Here is a 17,215-nt window from a genome sequence, read left to right on the forward strand (position 1 = left end):
AAGCTCATTGTCCAAGCCAAGAAATTTTCAACAGTTTGGTAGCAACTCAGTACTAACGTATTACGTGACAGGAACAAATTAACATATGCCTAGCGAAAAGCCGACTGTGCTGATTTACCGAGATTGGTTGTTACCGCCTTCAGAGACGTTTGTTTTGGCACAAGCTGAAGCTTTAGAACGTTTTACTCCGTACTACATAGGCTCGCGCTTAATCAAAGAAGGTTTACGTACCCCCCAGCAAAGAACCTTGCTTTTGAATGAATGCACTCCAATTGGTTGGGCGCGGGAAGCAAGCTTCAAAATACTTGGTTATGCTCCTACACTTATTACTCCTGCTAAAAAATTAAATCCATTACTTATTCATGCCCATTTTGGTATCGGTGGAAGCTTAGCGTTACCACTCAAACGTGCTTTACAGGTTCCGATGATTGTCACTTATCACGGGTATGAAGAAATGATTGCGGACGAAATCGCGCAAAAATCATATTTTAGTTATCGGCAATATATGCAACGTAGAGAAATCTTGAAGCAGGAGGTTCGTCTCTTTTTAACTGTATCGCAGCAATCAAAAGAACATCTCTTACAACAAGGATTTCCACCAGATAAGATCCTCGTCCATTACACTGGTATCGATACGGAGGTATTTCAACCTGACCTTTCTGTTCAGCGCGAGCTTGTTGTTTTATTTGTCGCTCGTTTGGTGGAAAAAAAAGGTTGTGAATACTTAATTCGTGCTATGAGCAAAGTTCAGGATATGCATCCTGAGATCGAGTTAGTCATCATTGGCGATGGAAAACTGCGTTCTTCGCTAGAAGAACTTGCTAAAAGCAGCTTGCAAAAGTATCGTTTTCTCGGCGTGCAACCACCAGATGTTGTTAAAGCTTGGATGAACCGAGCTAAAATATTTTGCGTTCCCAGTATTACCGCCACGTCAGGCGAAGCTGAGGGATTTGGCATGGTATTTGCTGAAGCCCAAGCAATGGGACTTCCTGTCGTTAGTTTTGCTAGTGGTGCTATTCCTGAAGCCGTAGCGCATGGTGAAGTTGGGTTTCTTGCCGCAGAACGTAATTGGGAAGAACTTGCGCATTATATTTTATCACTTGTAGAAGACGAGCAATTATGGCATCGTTTCAGTACATATGGACCGCAGCGCGTACGCAGTTTATTTGATGTACAAAAGCAAGCACGTTTACTAGAGAACATTTATGAACAAGTGATAAGCGATCGCCAAAACAAAGTTATCGACCAAACAAGCTCACTTTCTTGTTAGTTAAAGCAGTAGCCATCAAAACTGATGCAAGATTGTCAATCAGCTGGCTATTAGCAATTCTTGAAACTAGGAAGGATAAATGACGATTTTGTAAAGCTTTACCTAAGCAACGATTATTTTGTCAAACACTGCGGCACTTAGTAGTTTTTATGGTTGCATCTCATGAAAAACTTTTTGAAATTCGCCGAAGATAGCTTTACGGTTACGGCTTTAATCTTGTTTACAGGCGGTATACTTGCTGTTATGTTAAGCCCTGATGGTACCTCGGCAGAAGGAAATCCGCTATTTCAATTAATTTGGTTTGTCGTTTATGCGATCGCCGCAGGTTTGCTACTAGTTCACTGGAAAGCTTTTATACGAGTTATTACTACCTCTCATCTAAACATAGCTTTACTTTTTGTAATAGCGGCAATAGGAGTTGCTGTATTCTCACACTATTGGTCCGTAGCACCATCTGTAACTCTACGCCGTAGTTTTGCGTTATTAGGAACAAGTATTTTTGGTATTTATTTTTCCGTAAGATATCAACCAAGAGAGCAACTAAAACTCCTCGGTTGGGCATTTGGTCTGATGGTCGTACTCAGCTTTGTTTTTGCTATAGCTGTACCAAGGTATGGCATTGATGTTTATCCTCATGCAGGCGCATGGCGTGGGGTTTTTGCTCAAAAGAATAATTTGGGTCGTGCCATGACTTTAAGTTCTCTGGTATTTTTGCTCTTGGCATTTGACAAAACTAAGTATCGATGGATTCTATGGACTGGCTTTATTCTCTCGTTTGCGCTTTTACTTCTTTCCACCTCTAAAACATCGCTACTAGTTACTCTTACTGCTTTTGCTCTTCTACCTTTATACAGAGCTTTACGATGGCGCTCAACGGTCTTTTTACCTATATTTATTATTTCAATTTTGATTGCTAGTGCTATATCTATCTTGGTCGTGAGTGAAGTAGATACTTTACTAGGCTTAATTGGAAAAGACGCAACGTTTACAGGAAGAACACCGCTATGGGAAGCTGTTTGGGTAATGATCGTGCAGCGCCCCTGGTTAGGTTATGGCTACAATGCCTTCTGGCTGGGATGGCAAAGTTATTCTAGTTTCGTATGGGAGTTTGTCCGGTGGACACCTCCTCATGCTCATAATGGTTTTCTAGATTTATGGCTTGATATAGGATTGTTAGGAGTTATTGTATTTACACTAAGCTTGCTATTTGCTTTTTTGCAAGCTATTCGTAAGACTCGACAAGATAAAAGAATTGAATTTTTGTTTCCTATTACTTATTTAAGTATTTTATTACTATTTAATATGACATACAGTACAATTCTATCGCGTAACGATATATATTGGGTACTCTACATATCAGTATTGTTTTGGAAACCCTTAAAACAATCCGTAGAAGACTTAGCCGAGAAAAAAATATACAAACAAACATATCCATTGAAAGGATATTAATTTTATACAAGAAGCAGAATAAATAGAAGTTTAAACTGTTTAGACTATTCATATTTGTGCTGACGCTGCTTTCACACAATAAACTAATCACTAATTGGTAAAAAGTCTTGACTATGAAAAAAGTTTCTGTAATTGTTCCAATTTATGCGGCAGAAAAATATATTGCCAACGCTGTGCAATCTGTTTTAAATCAGTCATATCAAGACTTTGAAATTCTTCTTGTCGATGATGGAACTCCTGACGCAAGTCTCAAAATTTGCGAACAATTTACAGACCCTCGTATCAAAATTATTCGCCAAAGCAATCGAGGGGCTTCAGCCGCTAGAAATAATGGAATTCGTCACGCTCAAGGAGAGTACATTGCGTTCTTAGATGCGGATGATACGTGGGTACCAGAAAAACTAGAAAAGCATATTAATCATTTAGAAAGCTCACCCGATGTAGGAGTGAGCTTTAGTTATTGCACTTTTGTTGATGAAGCTGGTAAATCACTAGGTCTCTACAATGCTACCGAATACAAAGTTATTACTCCAGGAGCGATCCTATGTCGCAATCCAATCGCGAATCCTTCATGTTTGGTAACTCGGCGTGAGGTACTCGAAGAAATTAAATTCCAGCAAGAATACAACGGTACTATCGAAGACTGCTACTTTGATGAAAGCTTGCGGCAATCAGAAGATGCTGAATGCTGGTTACGTATTTGTATAAAAACAAATTGGAACTTCGCAGTCATTCCCGAACTTTTAGCAACCTATAGACTGCATTCCGTAGGTAATTCAGCTAACTTATTAAATACATTAGAGTCGTGGGAGCAGTTGACCGAGAAGGTGCGACTTTATGCTCCAGAGGTTATAGCCGAGTGGGAAAACCCAGCAATGGCCTACACTTTACGGTATTTGGCGCGTAAAGCCGTGACCATGAGTGATGGGTCAATGGCAATCAAGTTGAGCCACAAAGCGATCGCGACACACTGGCAAATTCTCTTAGAGGAACCACGCCGTACACTCGTCACCTTAGCAGCAGCTTACTTACTTTATCTTTTACCGCAACGTTTTTACAGCCAGATCAAGAATCTAGGCTTAAAGTTCATTAGTGCAAATCAGCGACGCCGTATTCTTAAAGATCAGTCTCGACAAAAGTCGCAGTCAGTCGTCGGTTCTAGCTCTTGAACAAAAGTGAATGCTTGCTACGTGGTGCTATAAAAGGAAAAACTATTCATGAGAATAAATATCTGCGGGGTCAAAATTGATCAGGTGACGCTTGACGAAGTGATTAATTTAATTGTAGAGCATGCACTTGTCGGCACCGAACCAAACTATGTCGTCACACCCAACGCACAACATATCCTTTTGCTACAAAACGACACGCATTTTAGTGAAATCTACGCAAAAGCGTTTTTAGTGGTAGCAGATGGTGTACCGCTTGTTTGGGCATCTCGGCTGTTAGGAAAGCCATTACCTGGTCGTGTTAATGGTACCGACTTATTTGAACGACTTTGCCAAGTCGCCGCAGAAAAAGGATTAAAAGTCTTTCTGCTAGGCGGTCGCCCTCAAGCCGCAGAAAACGCTGCGAAACTGCTGCAACAAAGACACCCAAACCTTAATGTCGTAGGTACTTATTGTCCCCCATACGGTTTTGAGACAGATCCAGCAGAACTAGCATTAATCAATTCAAAAATTAAAACAGCAGCACCTCATTTGTTATTTGTCGGATTGGGAGCACCCAAACAAGAGTATTGGATGTATCAAGTGCATCAAGAACTAGGGGTTCCTGTTTCAATAGGTATAGGTGGAAGTTTTGAGTTGGTTTCTGGTGCAGTACCTAGAGCACCAATATGGATGCAAAAATCAGGTTTAGAGTGGTTTTTTCGCTTAATAGCTGAACCTCGTCGTCTTTGGAAACGCTATATTCTTGGCAATCCACATTTTGTCTGGTTAGTATTTAGGCAATGGCTTAGGCAATCGCTGGCAGAGAAAACTTCATAGTCGCAATGAGCGAGACGAACTATGAAAGGAAGGCGTGGTTTACTGTTAGGTCTGGGAGCAACGGGTTTGGGTGCGGTTGCGATCGCCCATCACTACAAAAATCAACAGAATCAATTTGCCAAACCGCTGCGCGAAGAGCGCCAACAAGTAAGAGATTTTACTGTGGTTGGAGAAGCCACGTTACAACAACGTGCAGCTAACAAAGGAATTATTTATGGAGCAGCTGCGCAATATAAACCACTTACCACAAATACGCAGTTTGCTCAACAATTCGCGCAAGAGTGTGCTGTTTTAGTCCCTGCTAATGAATTAAAGTGGCAAGCGTTACGCCCAACACCAGAACAATTTGATTTTAGTCGTAGTGATTGGATGGCAGGATTTGCCCAGAAACACAATATGCTGTTTCGAGGGCATACTTTAGTTTGGTATCAGGCTTTACCTAAATGGTTTGAGGAGAAAGTCAATCGCAAAAATGCAGAGAAAATCCTAACAGAGCATATCAACACCGTCGTGCAGCGTTACGCTGGCAGTATATACTCTTGGGACGTTGTGAATGAAGCCATAGTTCCTAATCGAACAAAACAAGGACTGCGACAAACTCCTTGGCTAAAGTTGTTAGGAGAAGATTATATTGAAATGGCATTTCGGACAGCCGCCGCCGCTGATCCTCAAGCATTACTCGTATATAACGACAACAATTTAGAATACGATAACGCAAAAACAGAAACGAAAAGAGCGCGCGTTCTGAAACTTCTAGAGCGGCTGAAATCAAAAGGAGTTCCAATTCATGGGTTAGGGATTCAGTCGCATTTAGGTGCAAGTTCTCGTGGCTTCAATGCAAAGCGGCTCAGGAATTTCCTCAAAGACGTTGCTAGTCTGGATCTGCAAATTTTGATTACCGAAATGGATGTCGCAGAGAAAAAATTGATTGAGGTAGAGAATCGCGATGCAATTATAGCCGGAGTTTATTATGACTACTTGTCAGTTGTCTTAGACGAGCCTGCGGTTAATACGGTGATCACCTGGGGACTTAGCGATCGCTATACGTGGCTAGCTAATTTTGCTCCACGTCAAGATGGCGCTCCTGTACGTCCCCTACCACTTGATGCTCAACTACAGCGTAAGTTAGCGTGGAATGCGATCGCCTCAGCTTTTGATCAAGCTCCACCACGTCCAGTTAAGCAGATTCATTCAAAACTCAGCATAACTAACTAGGCTTATTTGTAGCCGATTTTTCACTCGGGATGAACTTAAGCTTCCAAGCATCACGCTTAAGATGCTGAAATATATGTCAATAGCTAATTGCTTAATTGTAGAAGTATAAAAAGCTGAAAAATTTTAGATATGCACTACAAGCACGCAATTAGTAGGAGAATACCGTGAAGACATTCTACAGATGCAAAAGCTACTAAAACGAGAGCTATCAGCCTAGCTCAAGCAGAAACATGACAAACCTCCTATTATTCAGTAGTATTTCGTACAAATGAAGAACATAAAACGAGTTAATAACTTTTTTATCAACAACAGTCTATTCAAAATAATTGCAACTCAGTGAGCAAGCTAAAATTCTTTCGCTAGAGTGCGTAACTAACTGCCTACGATACAAGTTTTGCTTAAATTACGAAAATCTACTTAAGTAAGCTGGCATTTTTAAAATAGTGTTGCTACAAGTAACAACTTGAAGATAATGCTAATATTGCCATTACCTGCAATCAATAATAAAACTAGATGTTCTTGATTTATTCAAAATTGTAGCAAATTCTTTATTTATTATTAAATATTCACATTATTTCTCTTATAAGAAGTATAAGGATGACCTACCAATTGCTACTAAATCACAAAAAGTATTAGTAGGCAAACAACATTAAATTATAAACAAAACTATAATTTTATTTAATGCAATTCTTCTAATCGTAATCGTTAGAAATGCAGAAACGTGGTGCTAATACCAGTTGCACATTTCAGCTACATTTTGCATATTTATGCTTTTTTAAGCAGATTGACCAAATTCACTACTAGCTTTGAGGTAGCCATCTTCTCCGCACATACGTGATGGCTTGCTTGCCTTTATTGCTTCAATATCGCAATAAATCTACGAACTAATACGTTCGGTGAAAATATCATTCAGTAGAACACTGAGAAGTAGAATACGGGCAAAATTTGCTAACAGCCGCAGATATACCGAAAAAAAAACTAATTTTTAAAAGTCTAAAAGTCGTATTTACACGAATGATGAACTTGGGTAGGAGTGAATAGGATATACCCATAGATGAGGTTCTGCAATTAGTCTTCATTCTGTTCAATCAACTATTAATTAGTTTTTAGGAAATCTTTACGAAGATTCCCCAAATACTTAATTTGCACTTAATTCTTGTTCTTTCTTATGAGAGCAGGTTTAACAAAATGTATTGCAAACATGATGTTTAAAACTGTTCTGAGCATAAAAATCTAGTACAATTAACCACCTATATTTGAAAGATGAATAGCAAAATTAATTGGCAACAACTTAAGGCTTTCTTATTGACCAAGAGTTTATTAACAATATTATTCGTTGTTCCTGGAGTAGCTTCGGCAAATAGTAACAACTCTGTTCCTCAAATGAAAACGACTAATTATGCAATTCCTAGTGATGCTTATTTTGTAGCTCCAGATGGAAAAGACACAAACACTGGTAGATCTGTTAATTCTCCTTGGTCAGTTGAAAAAGCAATAGCAGCTGCTCCTAATGGTGCCACAATTATCTTTCGAGGTGGTGTGTATCGGGATGTACAAACTAATATTCGTAAAAGGCTGACTTTACAAGCTTATCCAAATGAGAAACCTTGGATTAAAGGCAGTGTTGTTGTTAATGATTGGGTAAAAGAAGGTAATATTTGGCGCAAAGATGACTGGAATTATTCTTTCCCTTTCAAAGGTCAGCCGCAATCACTTGATCCGAATTACCCGTTAGCTGGACATCGAGATATGGTGTTTATTAATAACATTGCGCAACGGCAAGTCGGTAGCAAATCTCAAGTTGTCCCTGGCACTTTTTATGTCGATCCAGCTAATCAAAAACTTTATATTGGCAGCGATCCATCTGGCAAAATGGTTGAATCTACAACTAAAGAATTTGCCTTTACTACTGCTCACTCCTCAGAAAACACTGTAATTAGAGGATTGGGAATTACACACTACGCTGACACCGCTATTAGGGTTATCAGAGCAAATGTTACATTAGAAAATAATACGCTTACGTGGAATGGTTTGAATGCAGTTTTACTAACTTCTACAGATGCCGTATTAAGAGGTAACATCATTAGCTATAACGGACGTCAGGGAGTATCAGGCGTTTATGCTCACCGTATGTTAGTAGAAAATAACGTCCTAAGTCATAACAATACCGAAAACTTCTCAAAAAACTGGGATTCAGCAGGTATTAAAACGATTTGGACTGATGGTTTAGTGTGGCGTAACAATCTTGTCGAACGCAATAATGGGATGGGTTTGTGGATCGATGAATCTACAACAAACTCTACAGTTGTCAATAATGTCGTCCGTAGAAACGGCAGTATCGGCATTATGTTTGAAATTTCCCACAAAGGAATTATTGCTTCAAATCTGGTATATGACAATGCTCCTGCTGGAATTATGGTCATGAATGCTTCAAGTGCTCGTATCTACAACAACACTCTAGCACGCAACCGTGCTAACCTCTTAATCAAAGAAACACCACGTAACAACACAAAAGTCAACGAGATTGCAGATGGTATTACTTGGATTACACGCAACACCGTTGTCAAGAACAATATTTTATGGAACTCGAACGGTTCTAGTTTCTTTGCTCCTAGCTGTGAATTAAGAGAGCCATCAAGACAAATGATCCCTGTTACTGATTACAATGCATACTATCGTCCAGAACCAAATCAACCACGAAACTTTCTAGTTTGGGGGTTAAGTGGTAGCCAATGCTTTAGTACATTCCGAACCTTAGCTAGCTTCGCCTCAGCTACAGGGCTAGAGTCTAATGGATTAGAATTTACAAGCAGTAACGATCCATTTTTTGTTAGTGCGCCAGCTGATGATTTCAGGTTGAAATGGGGTAGCCCTGCAATTAGGCGTGGGGAAGCATTGCCCGCAGATGTTGCTCAGGCGATCGGAGTTCCCGCTGGAAGAACAGTTGATTTAGGTGTATTATCGTCTGAGGTATTGGCTGCACATTAACCAAACCGAGGATTTAGTACCTGCATCTCAGGTGTTAGCTGTGAATGTATAATCACTAGTAGAAAAACCTTGATTTCTCTCAAAGAGGAGTAAAGCAGAATACTGGATAATTATTGAAATCGCAGGAGTAAGAGCGCCTGCGATTTTTGCTCTAGAAAACTAGATTAGCGCATGTCATTAAGTTTTTCTGTGTCACTTGAAAAATACAGCGATCGCAATCTTAATTTCTTAAATAAACGTACGCCTTCGTCTACTAGCTACTGAATTTGAAAGCAAAATTATATACTTCTACTTGCTTTATTATTTATAGTTTTTATCTGGATTGTTATGGCTGTTTAGTTTCTTATAATTGCCTATGAAGCTTTATTCCTACCGTTCTTAGCATGATGATGTAACATAGGTTTAATTCAGTATATACACTGAAAAATAAAATATTTTAAACAAAATATAGCTAAAAAATTTTCAGTAAAATTACGCTTGAATGTGTACTTTAAGCAGCGTAATCTTTTGTTCGTTAGTTTGATTGTGTAACTCTTTTATAGCTCAAAATTTTGAAATGTCAGCAAAAGGAGGAAAATTCATTTTTCTTTTCAATTTGTGAACAATTACCCACTGCAAGCTAGTATTCTCCACTGCGCAACCTTGCAGTTATAGGAATTTAGGTACGTGAATTTCTGATGTCGATACCGGCTACTAAATATGTTAGCTAGGTATCCTCGGTAAGAAACCCAAATTTGTCCTGTCGATTTACATTTTGTAGCTATTCAGCTACCGAGCGGATAACTTTTCTCATCTTTAGGCAAGAGCAAGTCAAAATCACTCCAAACAGCTCTAACTTTTGCTCTTCGCTAGCATACTACCTGAAAACGCCTTATTCATGCAGCAATCGCTGTAAGAATTTTGCTGAGTGTTGCGTTGTGCTACCTCTTCATCAACAACCAGCAATTGATTGAGATTACCAGCAACTGAACAGCAAGTGAATCAATTTGAGCTTGCGTAAAATAGCCAATTCACTAACTTCACACAACAGTTTCATCACAAGTCAATTAGGGAGAGCAATGATGAACAGTCAATGCAACAAACTCTTTTCTTTATTCTTACTAACCAAACTTACATTAGCAGCGTTAGTAACAACTTCATTTGTTGTACCGCAGACCGCAACCGCCGCTGCCCTCAATATTAAAAGAACAAACTACGGTATTCCGAGTGGAGCGTTTTTTGTATCACCGAACGGTCAATCGGGTAACTCAGGGCGGTCAGCAAGGTCACCGTGGCCTGTCAGTAAAGCGATCGCCTCGGCACCCAGTGGCGCAACCATCGTCTTTCGCGGTGGACAATACCGCAATGTTCGCATTCCCCTCAACAAACGCCTGACACTACAAGCCTACCCCAACGAGCAACCCTGGCTCAAAGGTAGCAATGTTGTTACTGGTTGGGTAAGAGAAGGTAACATTTGGCGCAAAGACAATTGGAACTACTCATTTCGACCAAATCAACATTCACGTGACATTGACCCGAAATTCCCCATGGCAGGTTATCGCGATATGGTTTTCATCAACGGTGTTGCGCTCAAACAAGTTGGGAATAAAAGTCGAGTTGGACCAGGGACATTCTATGTGGATGCACGCAACAATAAACTGTATGTCGGCACGAACCCTGGGGGCAAAACTGTCGAAGCTACCGTGCAAACTGAAGGCATCATCGCCTGGAATAGTTCATCGGCGGGTTCGGTGGTGCGCGGACTCGGCTTAGCACATTATGCAGATCAAGCGCTCAAGATTGGTGCTGGGGGTGTCACGGTCGAAAACACAACGATGGCATGGAATGGCGTGGATGGTGTCGCGGTTCAAGCACCCGATGTCAAACTGCGCGGTAACATCATCAGCCACAACGGTCGTCGGGGAGTTGGTGGCTCGTATGCGCATCGTTTAGTGTTGGAAAACAATGTGATTAGCAACAACAATGTTGAGAACTTCTCAACTTCTTGGGGTGCTAGCGGTGTCAAACTGATTTGGACAAATGGCGCGGTGATGCGTGGCAATACTGTCGCGAATAACAAATCAATGGGGCTGTGGGCAGATGCGTCAAGTAGCAACATCACATTTGTCAATAACGTCGTACGCAACAATATTATTGGCATTTACTTTGAGATTTCACACAACGCGATTATTGCCTCGAACGTCGCTCACAACAACAGCACCGCCGGAATTATGATTCTCAACGCTTCGGCAGCACGCATTTACAACAACACACTCGCACGCAACCGCGCTAACCTCTTAGTGCAAGAAACCTCACGTAACAATACCAAATCTAACGAAATATCCAAAGGGATTACTTGGATTACACGCAATACGATTGTCAAAAACAACATCTTTTGGAATTCAAGTGGTACGATGTTTTATGCTCCAGGCTGTGCAGTCAAGCAAGCGTCACGGCTAATGATTCCAGCAACGAACACGAACGCTTACTATCGACGCTCTGCTAATCGCCCTGTTAATTTCATATGGGGACTCAGTGGCAACCAATGTTCGCAAACGTTTAGTTCATTGGCAAGTTTTAGATCCGCCACGGGTTTAGAATCGAACAGTCTTGATGTTGTTAACTCCAGCGATCCATTTTTTGTGAATGCTAGTGCCAATGACTTTCGGCTCAAATCAGGTAGTCCAGCGATTGGACGCGGCGAGCCGCTGCCTAATGATATTGCTAATGCGATCGGTGTCTCTGCTGGTAGAAAAGTCAATCTTGGTGCGTTGCGATAAAAGAAGTAAGGCTTGACAGTCCATCACATTTATGAGCTATGGCTTAACAAGCTTAGTCTCTTCAACAGCTAGATGCATCTGTAGTTGCTAGGCGATCGCTTTGCAGGTGCTACCACTTTCGTCTGATACCAAGCGATCGCCTTTCTTTTGACTACACATAAATTTAACGTTCTTATACTAGTTTTTTTTATGCACCGCAATTTTAAGGCAATAATACAGTCTTAAAGCTGGAGAAAGCAGCTTTTTCTCTTAGTTTCTTTCTACTTCTACCGACCTATTTAAAAGAGTATAAATAACTTATTCTTACAAAAAATATCAATTTATATTAGTGATTTTACTGATTAAATAATTGATAAATTTTATATTTTGTAAATTTCTCGGGGATATTACACTTGAATTTCACCTTTAAACAGTGTATGCTCTTTTTTTGTGTTATGTAAATTTGTAAAGATAACGCTCTTGCAACTAAACTGAGGAGGGCATTTTTGTGATGTGAAAGCCTGTATTTGCGCACCCACATACAGCCTACGGCTATCTGCTAGCAATAAAAACCGAAAAAGAAATCACACTGCATAGACTATAAGTCGCCTTGAGTTCTGAAAAGTTCCGTTGTTCAGGGAGCAATTAATCAGTAATTTTCTTTCTGTATTCTAGCTTGCCTTTTCGCAGCTATCAACTACAGAAAGCAAATAATTTAATTTCAAAATAAGCAGGACTTGCTAACCCTTCGCAAGCAGTTCTGGAGATCTTGCCATAGAGATTTCACAGATTACAACTGATTGCAGTTTTTATTGCATGAATCACATATTTTGAGAAAAATTTTAACGGCGCTGAATATCAAGATGACACATCTGTGCAGCAATAGCGGTACATTTTCTGCTGCAACCAGCAATGAAAAGACAGAACAGCAACTGAACTGACTAAAGCTTACAAAGCAAAGTTGCAATGCAACGCACTTTGATCGCAGAATCCATATGGAGAGCAATGATGAACAGTCAATGCAATAAGCACTTTTCTTTATTCTTGATATCCCAGGTAGTGCTGCTAGCACTAACCTCGGTACCACAAACAGCAACCGCTGCTACACTCAGTATCAAAAGCACAAGCTATCCGATTCCGAGTGGAGCGTTTTTTGTATCACCGAACGGTCAATCGGGTAATTCAGGGCGGTCAGCAGACTCACCGTGGCCTGTCAGCCAAGCGATCGCCTCGGCACCCAGTGGCGCAACCATCGTCTTTCGCGGCGGACAATACCGCAATGTTCGCATTCCCCTCAACAAACGCCTGACACTACAAGCCTACCCCAACGAGCAACCCTGGCTCAAAGGTAGCACCATTGTTGACGGCTGGGTAAGCGAAGGCAATATTTGGCGCAAAGACAATTGGAACTACTCATTTCAACCAAATCAACATTCACGTGACATTGACCCGAAATTCCCCATGGCAGGTTATCGTGATATGGTTTTCATCAACGGTGTTGCGCTCAAACAAGTTGGGAATAAAACCCAAGTCGGGCCAGGGACATTCTATGTGGATGCGCGCAACAATAAACTGTATGTCGGCACGAACCCTGGGGGCAAAACTGTCGAAGCTACCGTGCAAACTGAAGGCATCATCGCCTGGAATAGTTCATCGGCGGGTTCGGTGGTGCGCGGACTCGGCTTAGCACATTATGCAGATCAAGCGCTCAAGATTGGTGCTGGGGGTGTCACGGTCGAAAACACAACGATGGCATGGAATGGCGTGGATGGTGTCGCGGTTCAAGCACCCGATGTCAAACTGCGCGGTAACATCATCAGCCACAACGGTCGTCGGGGAGTTGGTGGCTCGTATGCGCATCGTCTAGTGTTGGAAAACAATGTGATTAGCAACAACAATGTTGAGAACTTCTCAACTTCTTGGGGTGCTAGCGGTGTCAAACTGATTTGGACAAATGGCGCGGTGATGCGTGGCAATACTGTCGCGAATAACAAATCAATGGGGCTGTGGGCAGATGCGTCAAGTAGCAACATCACATTTGTCAATAACGTCGTACGCAACAATATTATTGGCATTTACTTTGAGATTTCACACAACGCGATTATTGCCTCGAACGTCGCTCACAACAACAGCACCGCCGGAATTATGATTCTCAACGCTTCGGCAGCACGCATTTACAACAACACACTCGCACGCAACCGCGCTAACCTCTTAGTGCAAGAAACCTCACGTAACAATACCAAATCTAACGAAATATCCAAAGGGATTACTTGGATTACACGCAATACGATTGTCAAAAACAACATCTTTTGGAATTCAAGTGGTACGATGTTTTATGCTCCAGGCTGTGCAGTGAAAGAACCATCCAGCTTGATGGTTCCCACAACGAACAATAACGCGTATTATCGGACTTCTACTAGCCAACCAGCAAACCTCATATGGGGACTCAGTGGCAACCAATGTTCGCAAACGTTTAGTTCATTGGCAAGTTTTAGATCCGCCACGGGTTTAGAATCGAACAGTCTTGATGTTGTTAACTCCAGCGATGATCCATTTTTTGTGAATGCTAGTGCCAATGACTTTCGGCTCAAATCAGGTAGTCCAGCGATTGGACGCGGCGAGCCGCTGCCTAATGATATTGCTAATGCGATCGGTGTCTCTGCTGGTAGCACAGTCAACTTAGGAGCGCTCAAATACTAGTACCATAATAGGAGCAATAGGCTCGTAGCTAGTTGCACCTTTGCTGATGAGAATTTGTCATTGAGGGAGTGTGAATGGAAGCTGTGTATCAAAACTTTTTGATTCGCAATTGGCAACCAAGCGATCGCACTCCTGTTACTAATATTATTCGCTCGGTTCTTGCCGAGTATCATCTTGATTTTGAGCCTCGTGGTGCAGATTGTGATGTTGTCGATGTTGAAAACTACTATCTAACAACAAAAGGCGACTTCTGGGTCATTCAACAAGACGATCAATTAGTTGGTACAGGCGGATACTACCCTGTGATGCGTGGTGAACAAGCTGTAGAAATCCGCAAGATGTATTTGCTGCCTCATGTCCGAGGCTTAGGATTAGGTAAGTACTTGTTGCAACAATTAGAAAAAGCGATCGCGGCACGTGGTTTTAAGCAGATCTGGATTGAAACTGCAAGCGTGTTAACTACAGCAGTCAAGTTGTATGAAAGTTGTGGATACCAACCTGCTAGCAAAGTAGAAACTCCACGGTGCGATCGCATTTATGTCAAGCAATTAATGAAGGAATAGTGTCTTGCTGACAACTATTCACTCTTCTAGTAGGCATCCTGCAATTCGTAGAATTCAGGTGAAATATAGTCTTTTCGCAATGGCCAACCTACCCAGTCTTCTGGCATAAGGAGACGCTTGAGATTCGGATGTCCTTCGTAAATGATACCGAACATATCATAAGACTCGCGCTCTTGCCAGTCGGCAGTTTTCCAAATCCAATACACCGAAGGTACTTGCGGATTTTCTCTTGGTAAGAACACTTTGAGCCGTACTTCTTCGGGTCGGTCAGCATTGTCACTGACTTTAATCAAGTGATAAACACTTACCAAATCTTGTCCAGGTCCCGAATCGTAAGCGCACTGACACTGCAAATAATTAAACCCGTAAGCATACAATGCTGTAGCGATCGGTAAGAGATACTCGCTCTCTACTTTAATAATTTCTACACCCAAATGGTCAGGCTCAAGCGATTCATGCTCGAAGCCATTTTCACTCAACCATTGCGAAATCTTACCCGCTTCGACGATCTGCGATGCTTCACTGCTTTCAACTGCTTCTGACTTTTCGGGTTCTTCAGCCACGGCTTGCTTCCTCCTTTTCTACTGCCTGAAGTGCAGGTGGTATAGGCATTCCTATTGCTTCAGTTAATTCTTGTGGCGCAGCAGTGCGCGTCTCTGAGAGAAGGTACTTTCCTGTAAGCACTGGCGCAACACTCTTCATACTATGCGTTGTACTGTAGTAGCGATGCGTTTGCTTAACTTGACCCCGCTCTTGAATTGATTCGTTGGCGATTTTCTTACGTAGCTTAATAATCGCGTCCATAATTGCCTCTGGACGAGGTGGACAGCCAGGGAGATAAACATCGACAGGCATGAGTTTATCAACACCCCGTACCGCTGTTGGCGAATCAACGCTAAACATACCGCCGGTAATCGTACAAGCACCCATCGCGATCACATACTTCGGGTCAGGCATTTGCTCGTACAGACGTACAAGTTGAGGTGCCATCTTCATCGTGATTGTTCCGGCAGTGATGATCAAGTCGGCTTGTCGCGGACTCGAACGCGGAACTAAGCCAAAGCGGTCAAAATCAAATCTTGAGCCGATGAGTGCCGCAAACTCAATAAAGCAGCAAGCTGTACCAAACAATAGCGGATACAAGCTCGATAGCTTTGCCCAGTTGTAGAGGTCATCAACTGTTGTCAAAATGACGTTTTCTGAGAGATCTTGTGTCACTGTAGGGCGCTCAATGGGATTGAGGATCTTCTCGTTTTGTTGATCCCACCCATCATTCGCTTGGTTCGTGATATTGGTTGGATTCATGACCATTCCAAGGCTCCTTTGCGCCAGGCATAGACAAGGGCAACAACTAGAATTGCAATAAAAATGAGAGCTTCAATAAACGCCAAAAGCCCTAGTCGATGGAAAGCAACCGCCCAGGGATACAAAAAGACTGTTTCCACATCAAAGATCACGAAGACCAGGGCGAACATATAGTAGCGAATATTGAATTGTATCCAAGCTCCGCCGATAGGTTCTACGCCCGATTCGTAGGTAGTGCGTCGTTCCGGACCACCACCACTTGGTCGTAGTAGCTTAGATGCAGAAAGCGCAAGTGCAGGCACCAGACTACAGACTAATAGGAAGCCTAAAAGGTACTCGTAACCACTAAGAACAAACACAATTGTTGATGTAAATAATTTTGTTACTTACTTTTACATTATATATGCCTGGTGGTTACGGAGCCTGGCAAAACTTAACACCAACTGATTAAACTGAGTTTTCAGCTTGATAGCCAAAGGTAATAACAAAGTGAAATTGTGTCATAATTTTTAACGTATATTTAAGAATTGCCCCCACATTATCCACTTTGTCTTTTGCTATGAGCGAATCAGTTGTAGAGAGCCAAGGACTAGATCGCTATGAGTGTCGCGTCTGTGGCTACGTTTATGAACCGACAAAGGGAGATAGCAAGGAAGAGGTTCCTGCTGGCACACCTTTTACAGAACTAGCATCTTCTTGGCGGTGTCCTGTTTGTGGCGCAAGGACTTCCCAATTTGAAAATATTGGTCCGACTGGAAAAGCCTCTGGCTTTGAATCAAATCTTGGCTATGGTATCGGCGTAAACAAGCTAACCCCAGCCCAAAAAAATCTTTTAATTTTTGGCGGTCTGGCACTGGGTTTTTTGTTGTTTATGAGCCTTTATGGGCTAAAATAAGTCCGCTTCTTGGTTCGTATAGTTCAGGGTTCAGAGTGCAGGACGTATTATTGTCTTGAACCAAATTTCGCTCGTCTTAGGTAAGCTTGAAACCTACAACTAGAAAT

General features: G+C 41.7%; 13 protein-coding genes. 10 read left to right on the top strand and 3 right to left on the bottom strand.

The genetic code is table 11. The features are described 5' to 3' along the window. Positions 1-85: 85 nt before the first annotated feature. The 9 genes from GLO7428_RS12270 to GLO7428_RS12310 all read left to right on the top strand — a co-directional run bounded on the left by GLO7428_RS12270 (position 86) and on the right by GLO7428_RS12310 (position 14,908). On the top strand, positions 86-1,270 hold the full coding sequence (locus GLO7428_RS12270) for a glycosyltransferase (RefSeq protein ID WP_015188869.1): 1,185 nt from the start codon (positions 86-88) through the stop codon (positions 1,268-1,270). Between the two features lie 162 nt (positions 1,271-1,432). Further along, the gene (locus GLO7428_RS12275; protein WP_015188870.1) at positions 1,433-2,719 is read left to right on the top strand and encodes an O-antigen ligase; all 1,287 of its coding nucleotides are present in this window, start codon (positions 1,433-1,435) and stop codon (positions 2,717-2,719) included. Between the two features lie 113 nt (positions 2,720-2,832). Beyond that, positions 2,833-3,888 (top strand): glycosyltransferase family 2 protein, encoded by a 1,056-nt coding sequence (locus tag GLO7428_RS12280; RefSeq protein WP_015188871.1) that lies wholly within the window; start codon positions 2,833-2,835, stop codon positions 3,886-3,888. 48 nt (positions 3,889-3,936) lie between these two features. Next, a complete protein-coding gene (locus GLO7428_RS12285) occupies positions 3,937-4,704 on the top strand; it encodes a WecB/TagA/CpsF family glycosyltransferase (RefSeq protein ID WP_015188872.1) in 768 nt (255 codons plus the stop codon). Between the two features lie 21 nt (positions 4,705-4,725). Beyond that, positions 4,726-5,919: an endo-1,4-beta-xylanase gene (locus tag GLO7428_RS12290; protein ID WP_015188873.1), complete on the top strand. Its 1,194-nt coding sequence runs from the start codon at positions 4,726-4,728 to the stop codon at positions 5,917-5,919. Between the two features lie 1,263 nt (positions 5,920-7,182). After that, positions 7,183-8,907, top strand: a complete 1,725-nt coding sequence (locus GLO7428_RS12295; RefSeq protein ID WP_015188874.1) for a nitrous oxide reductase family maturation protein NosD — start codon at positions 7,183-7,185, stop codon at positions 8,905-8,907. Positions 8,908-9,965: 1,058 nt separating this feature from the next. Beyond that, positions 9,966-11,666, top strand: coding sequence for a nitrous oxide reductase family maturation protein NosD (locus GLO7428_RS12300; RefSeq protein WP_231295478.1), 1,701 nt, complete (start codon positions 9,966-9,968; stop codon positions 11,664-11,666). Between the two features lie 945 nt (positions 11,667-12,611). Next, complete coding sequence (locus tag GLO7428_RS12305) at positions 12,612-14,345, top strand: nitrous oxide reductase family maturation protein NosD (RefSeq protein ID WP_041918615.1); 1,734 nt, start codon at positions 12,612-12,614, stop codon at positions 14,343-14,345. 74 nt (positions 14,346-14,419) lie between these two features. Beyond that, positions 14,420-14,908 (top strand): GNAT family N-acetyltransferase, encoded by a 489-nt coding sequence (locus GLO7428_RS12310; RefSeq protein ID WP_015188877.1) that lies wholly within the window; start codon positions 14,420-14,422, stop codon positions 14,906-14,908. A 26-nt stretch (positions 14,909-14,934) separates the two neighbouring features. On the opposite strand, the gene GLO7428_RS12315 is transcribed toward GLO7428_RS12310, so the two are convergent. From GLO7428_RS12315 to ndhC, 3 genes are read right to left on the bottom strand one after another with little or no spacing between them, the layout of a single operon-like run. After that, a complete protein-coding gene (locus GLO7428_RS12315; RefSeq protein WP_015188878.1) occupies positions 14,935-15,471 on the bottom strand; it encodes an NAD(P)H-quinone oxidoreductase subunit J in 537 nt (178 codons plus the stop codon). After that, positions 15,464-16,213, bottom strand: coding sequence for an NADH dehydrogenase subunit K (locus GLO7428_RS12320; protein ID WP_196797359.1), 750 nt, complete (start codon positions 16,211-16,213; stop codon positions 15,464-15,466). Before GLO7428_RS12320 ends, GLO7428_RS12315 begins: the two co-directional genes overlap by 8 nt. After that, complete coding sequence (gene ndhC, locus GLO7428_RS12325) at positions 16,210-16,572, bottom strand: photosynthetic/respiratory NAD(P)H-quinone oxidoreductase subunit C (RefSeq protein WP_015188880.1); 363 nt, start codon at positions 16,570-16,572, stop codon at positions 16,210-16,212. The genes GLO7428_RS12320 and ndhC overlap by 4 nt, the downstream gene beginning before the upstream one ends. Before the next feature lie 200 nt (positions 16,573-16,772). Here ndhC and GLO7428_RS12330 point away from each other — a divergent pair, with 200 nt between their 5' ends. After that, the gene (locus GLO7428_RS12330; RefSeq protein WP_015188881.1) at positions 16,773-17,108 is read left to right on the top strand and encodes a rubredoxin; all 336 of its coding nucleotides are present in this window, start codon (positions 16,773-16,775) and stop codon (positions 17,106-17,108) included. Positions 17,109-17,215 lie beyond the last annotated feature (107 nt).

Source organism: Gloeocapsa sp. PCC 7428 (assembly GCF_000317555.1).
Taxonomy (GTDB): Bacteria; Cyanobacteriota; Cyanobacteriia; order Cyanobacteriales; family Chroococcidiopsidaceae; genus Chroogloeocystis.

What these genes read in the sequence shown, in the direction of transcription:
- GLO7428_RS12275 (WP_015188870.1), top strand. Translation starts at nt 1,433, where the DNA reads ATGAAAAACTTTTTGAAATTCGCCGAAGATAGCTTTACGGTTACGGCT.
- GLO7428_RS12270 (WP_015188869.1), top strand. Translation starts at nt 86, where the DNA reads ATGCCTAGCGAAAAGCCGACTGTGCTGATTTACCGAGATTGGTTGTTA.
- GLO7428_RS12310 (WP_015188877.1), top strand. Translation starts at nt 14,420, where the DNA reads ATGGAAGCTGTGTATCAAAACTTTTTGATTCGCAATTGGCAACCAAGC.
- GLO7428_RS12280 (WP_015188871.1), top strand. Translation starts at nt 2,833, where the DNA reads ATGAAAAAAGTTTCTGTAATTGTTCCAATTTATGCGGCAGAAAAATAT.
- GLO7428_RS12305 (WP_041918615.1), top strand. Translation starts at nt 12,612, where the DNA reads ATGCAACGCACTTTGATCGCAGAATCCATATGGAGAGCAATGATGAAC.
- GLO7428_RS12300 (WP_231295478.1), top strand. Translation starts at nt 9,966, where the DNA reads ATGATGAACAGTCAATGCAACAAACTCTTTTCTTTATTCTTACTAACC.
- GLO7428_RS12285 (WP_015188872.1), top strand. Translation starts at nt 3,937, where the DNA reads ATGAGAATAAATATCTGCGGGGTCAAAATTGATCAGGTGACGCTTGAC.
- GLO7428_RS12290 (WP_015188873.1), top strand. Translation starts at nt 4,726, where the DNA reads ATGAAAGGAAGGCGTGGTTTACTGTTAGGTCTGGGAGCAACGGGTTTG.
- GLO7428_RS12330 (WP_015188881.1), top strand. Translation starts at nt 16,773, where the DNA reads ATGAGCGAATCAGTTGTAGAGAGCCAAGGACTAGATCGCTATGAGTGT.
- GLO7428_RS12320 (WP_196797359.1), bottom strand. Translation starts at nt 16,213, where the DNA reads ATGAATCCAACCAATATCACGAACCAAGCGAATGATGGGTGGGATCAA.
- GLO7428_RS12295 (WP_015188874.1), top strand. Translation starts at nt 7,183, where the DNA reads ATGAATAGCAAAATTAATTGGCAACAACTTAAGGCTTTCTTATTGACC.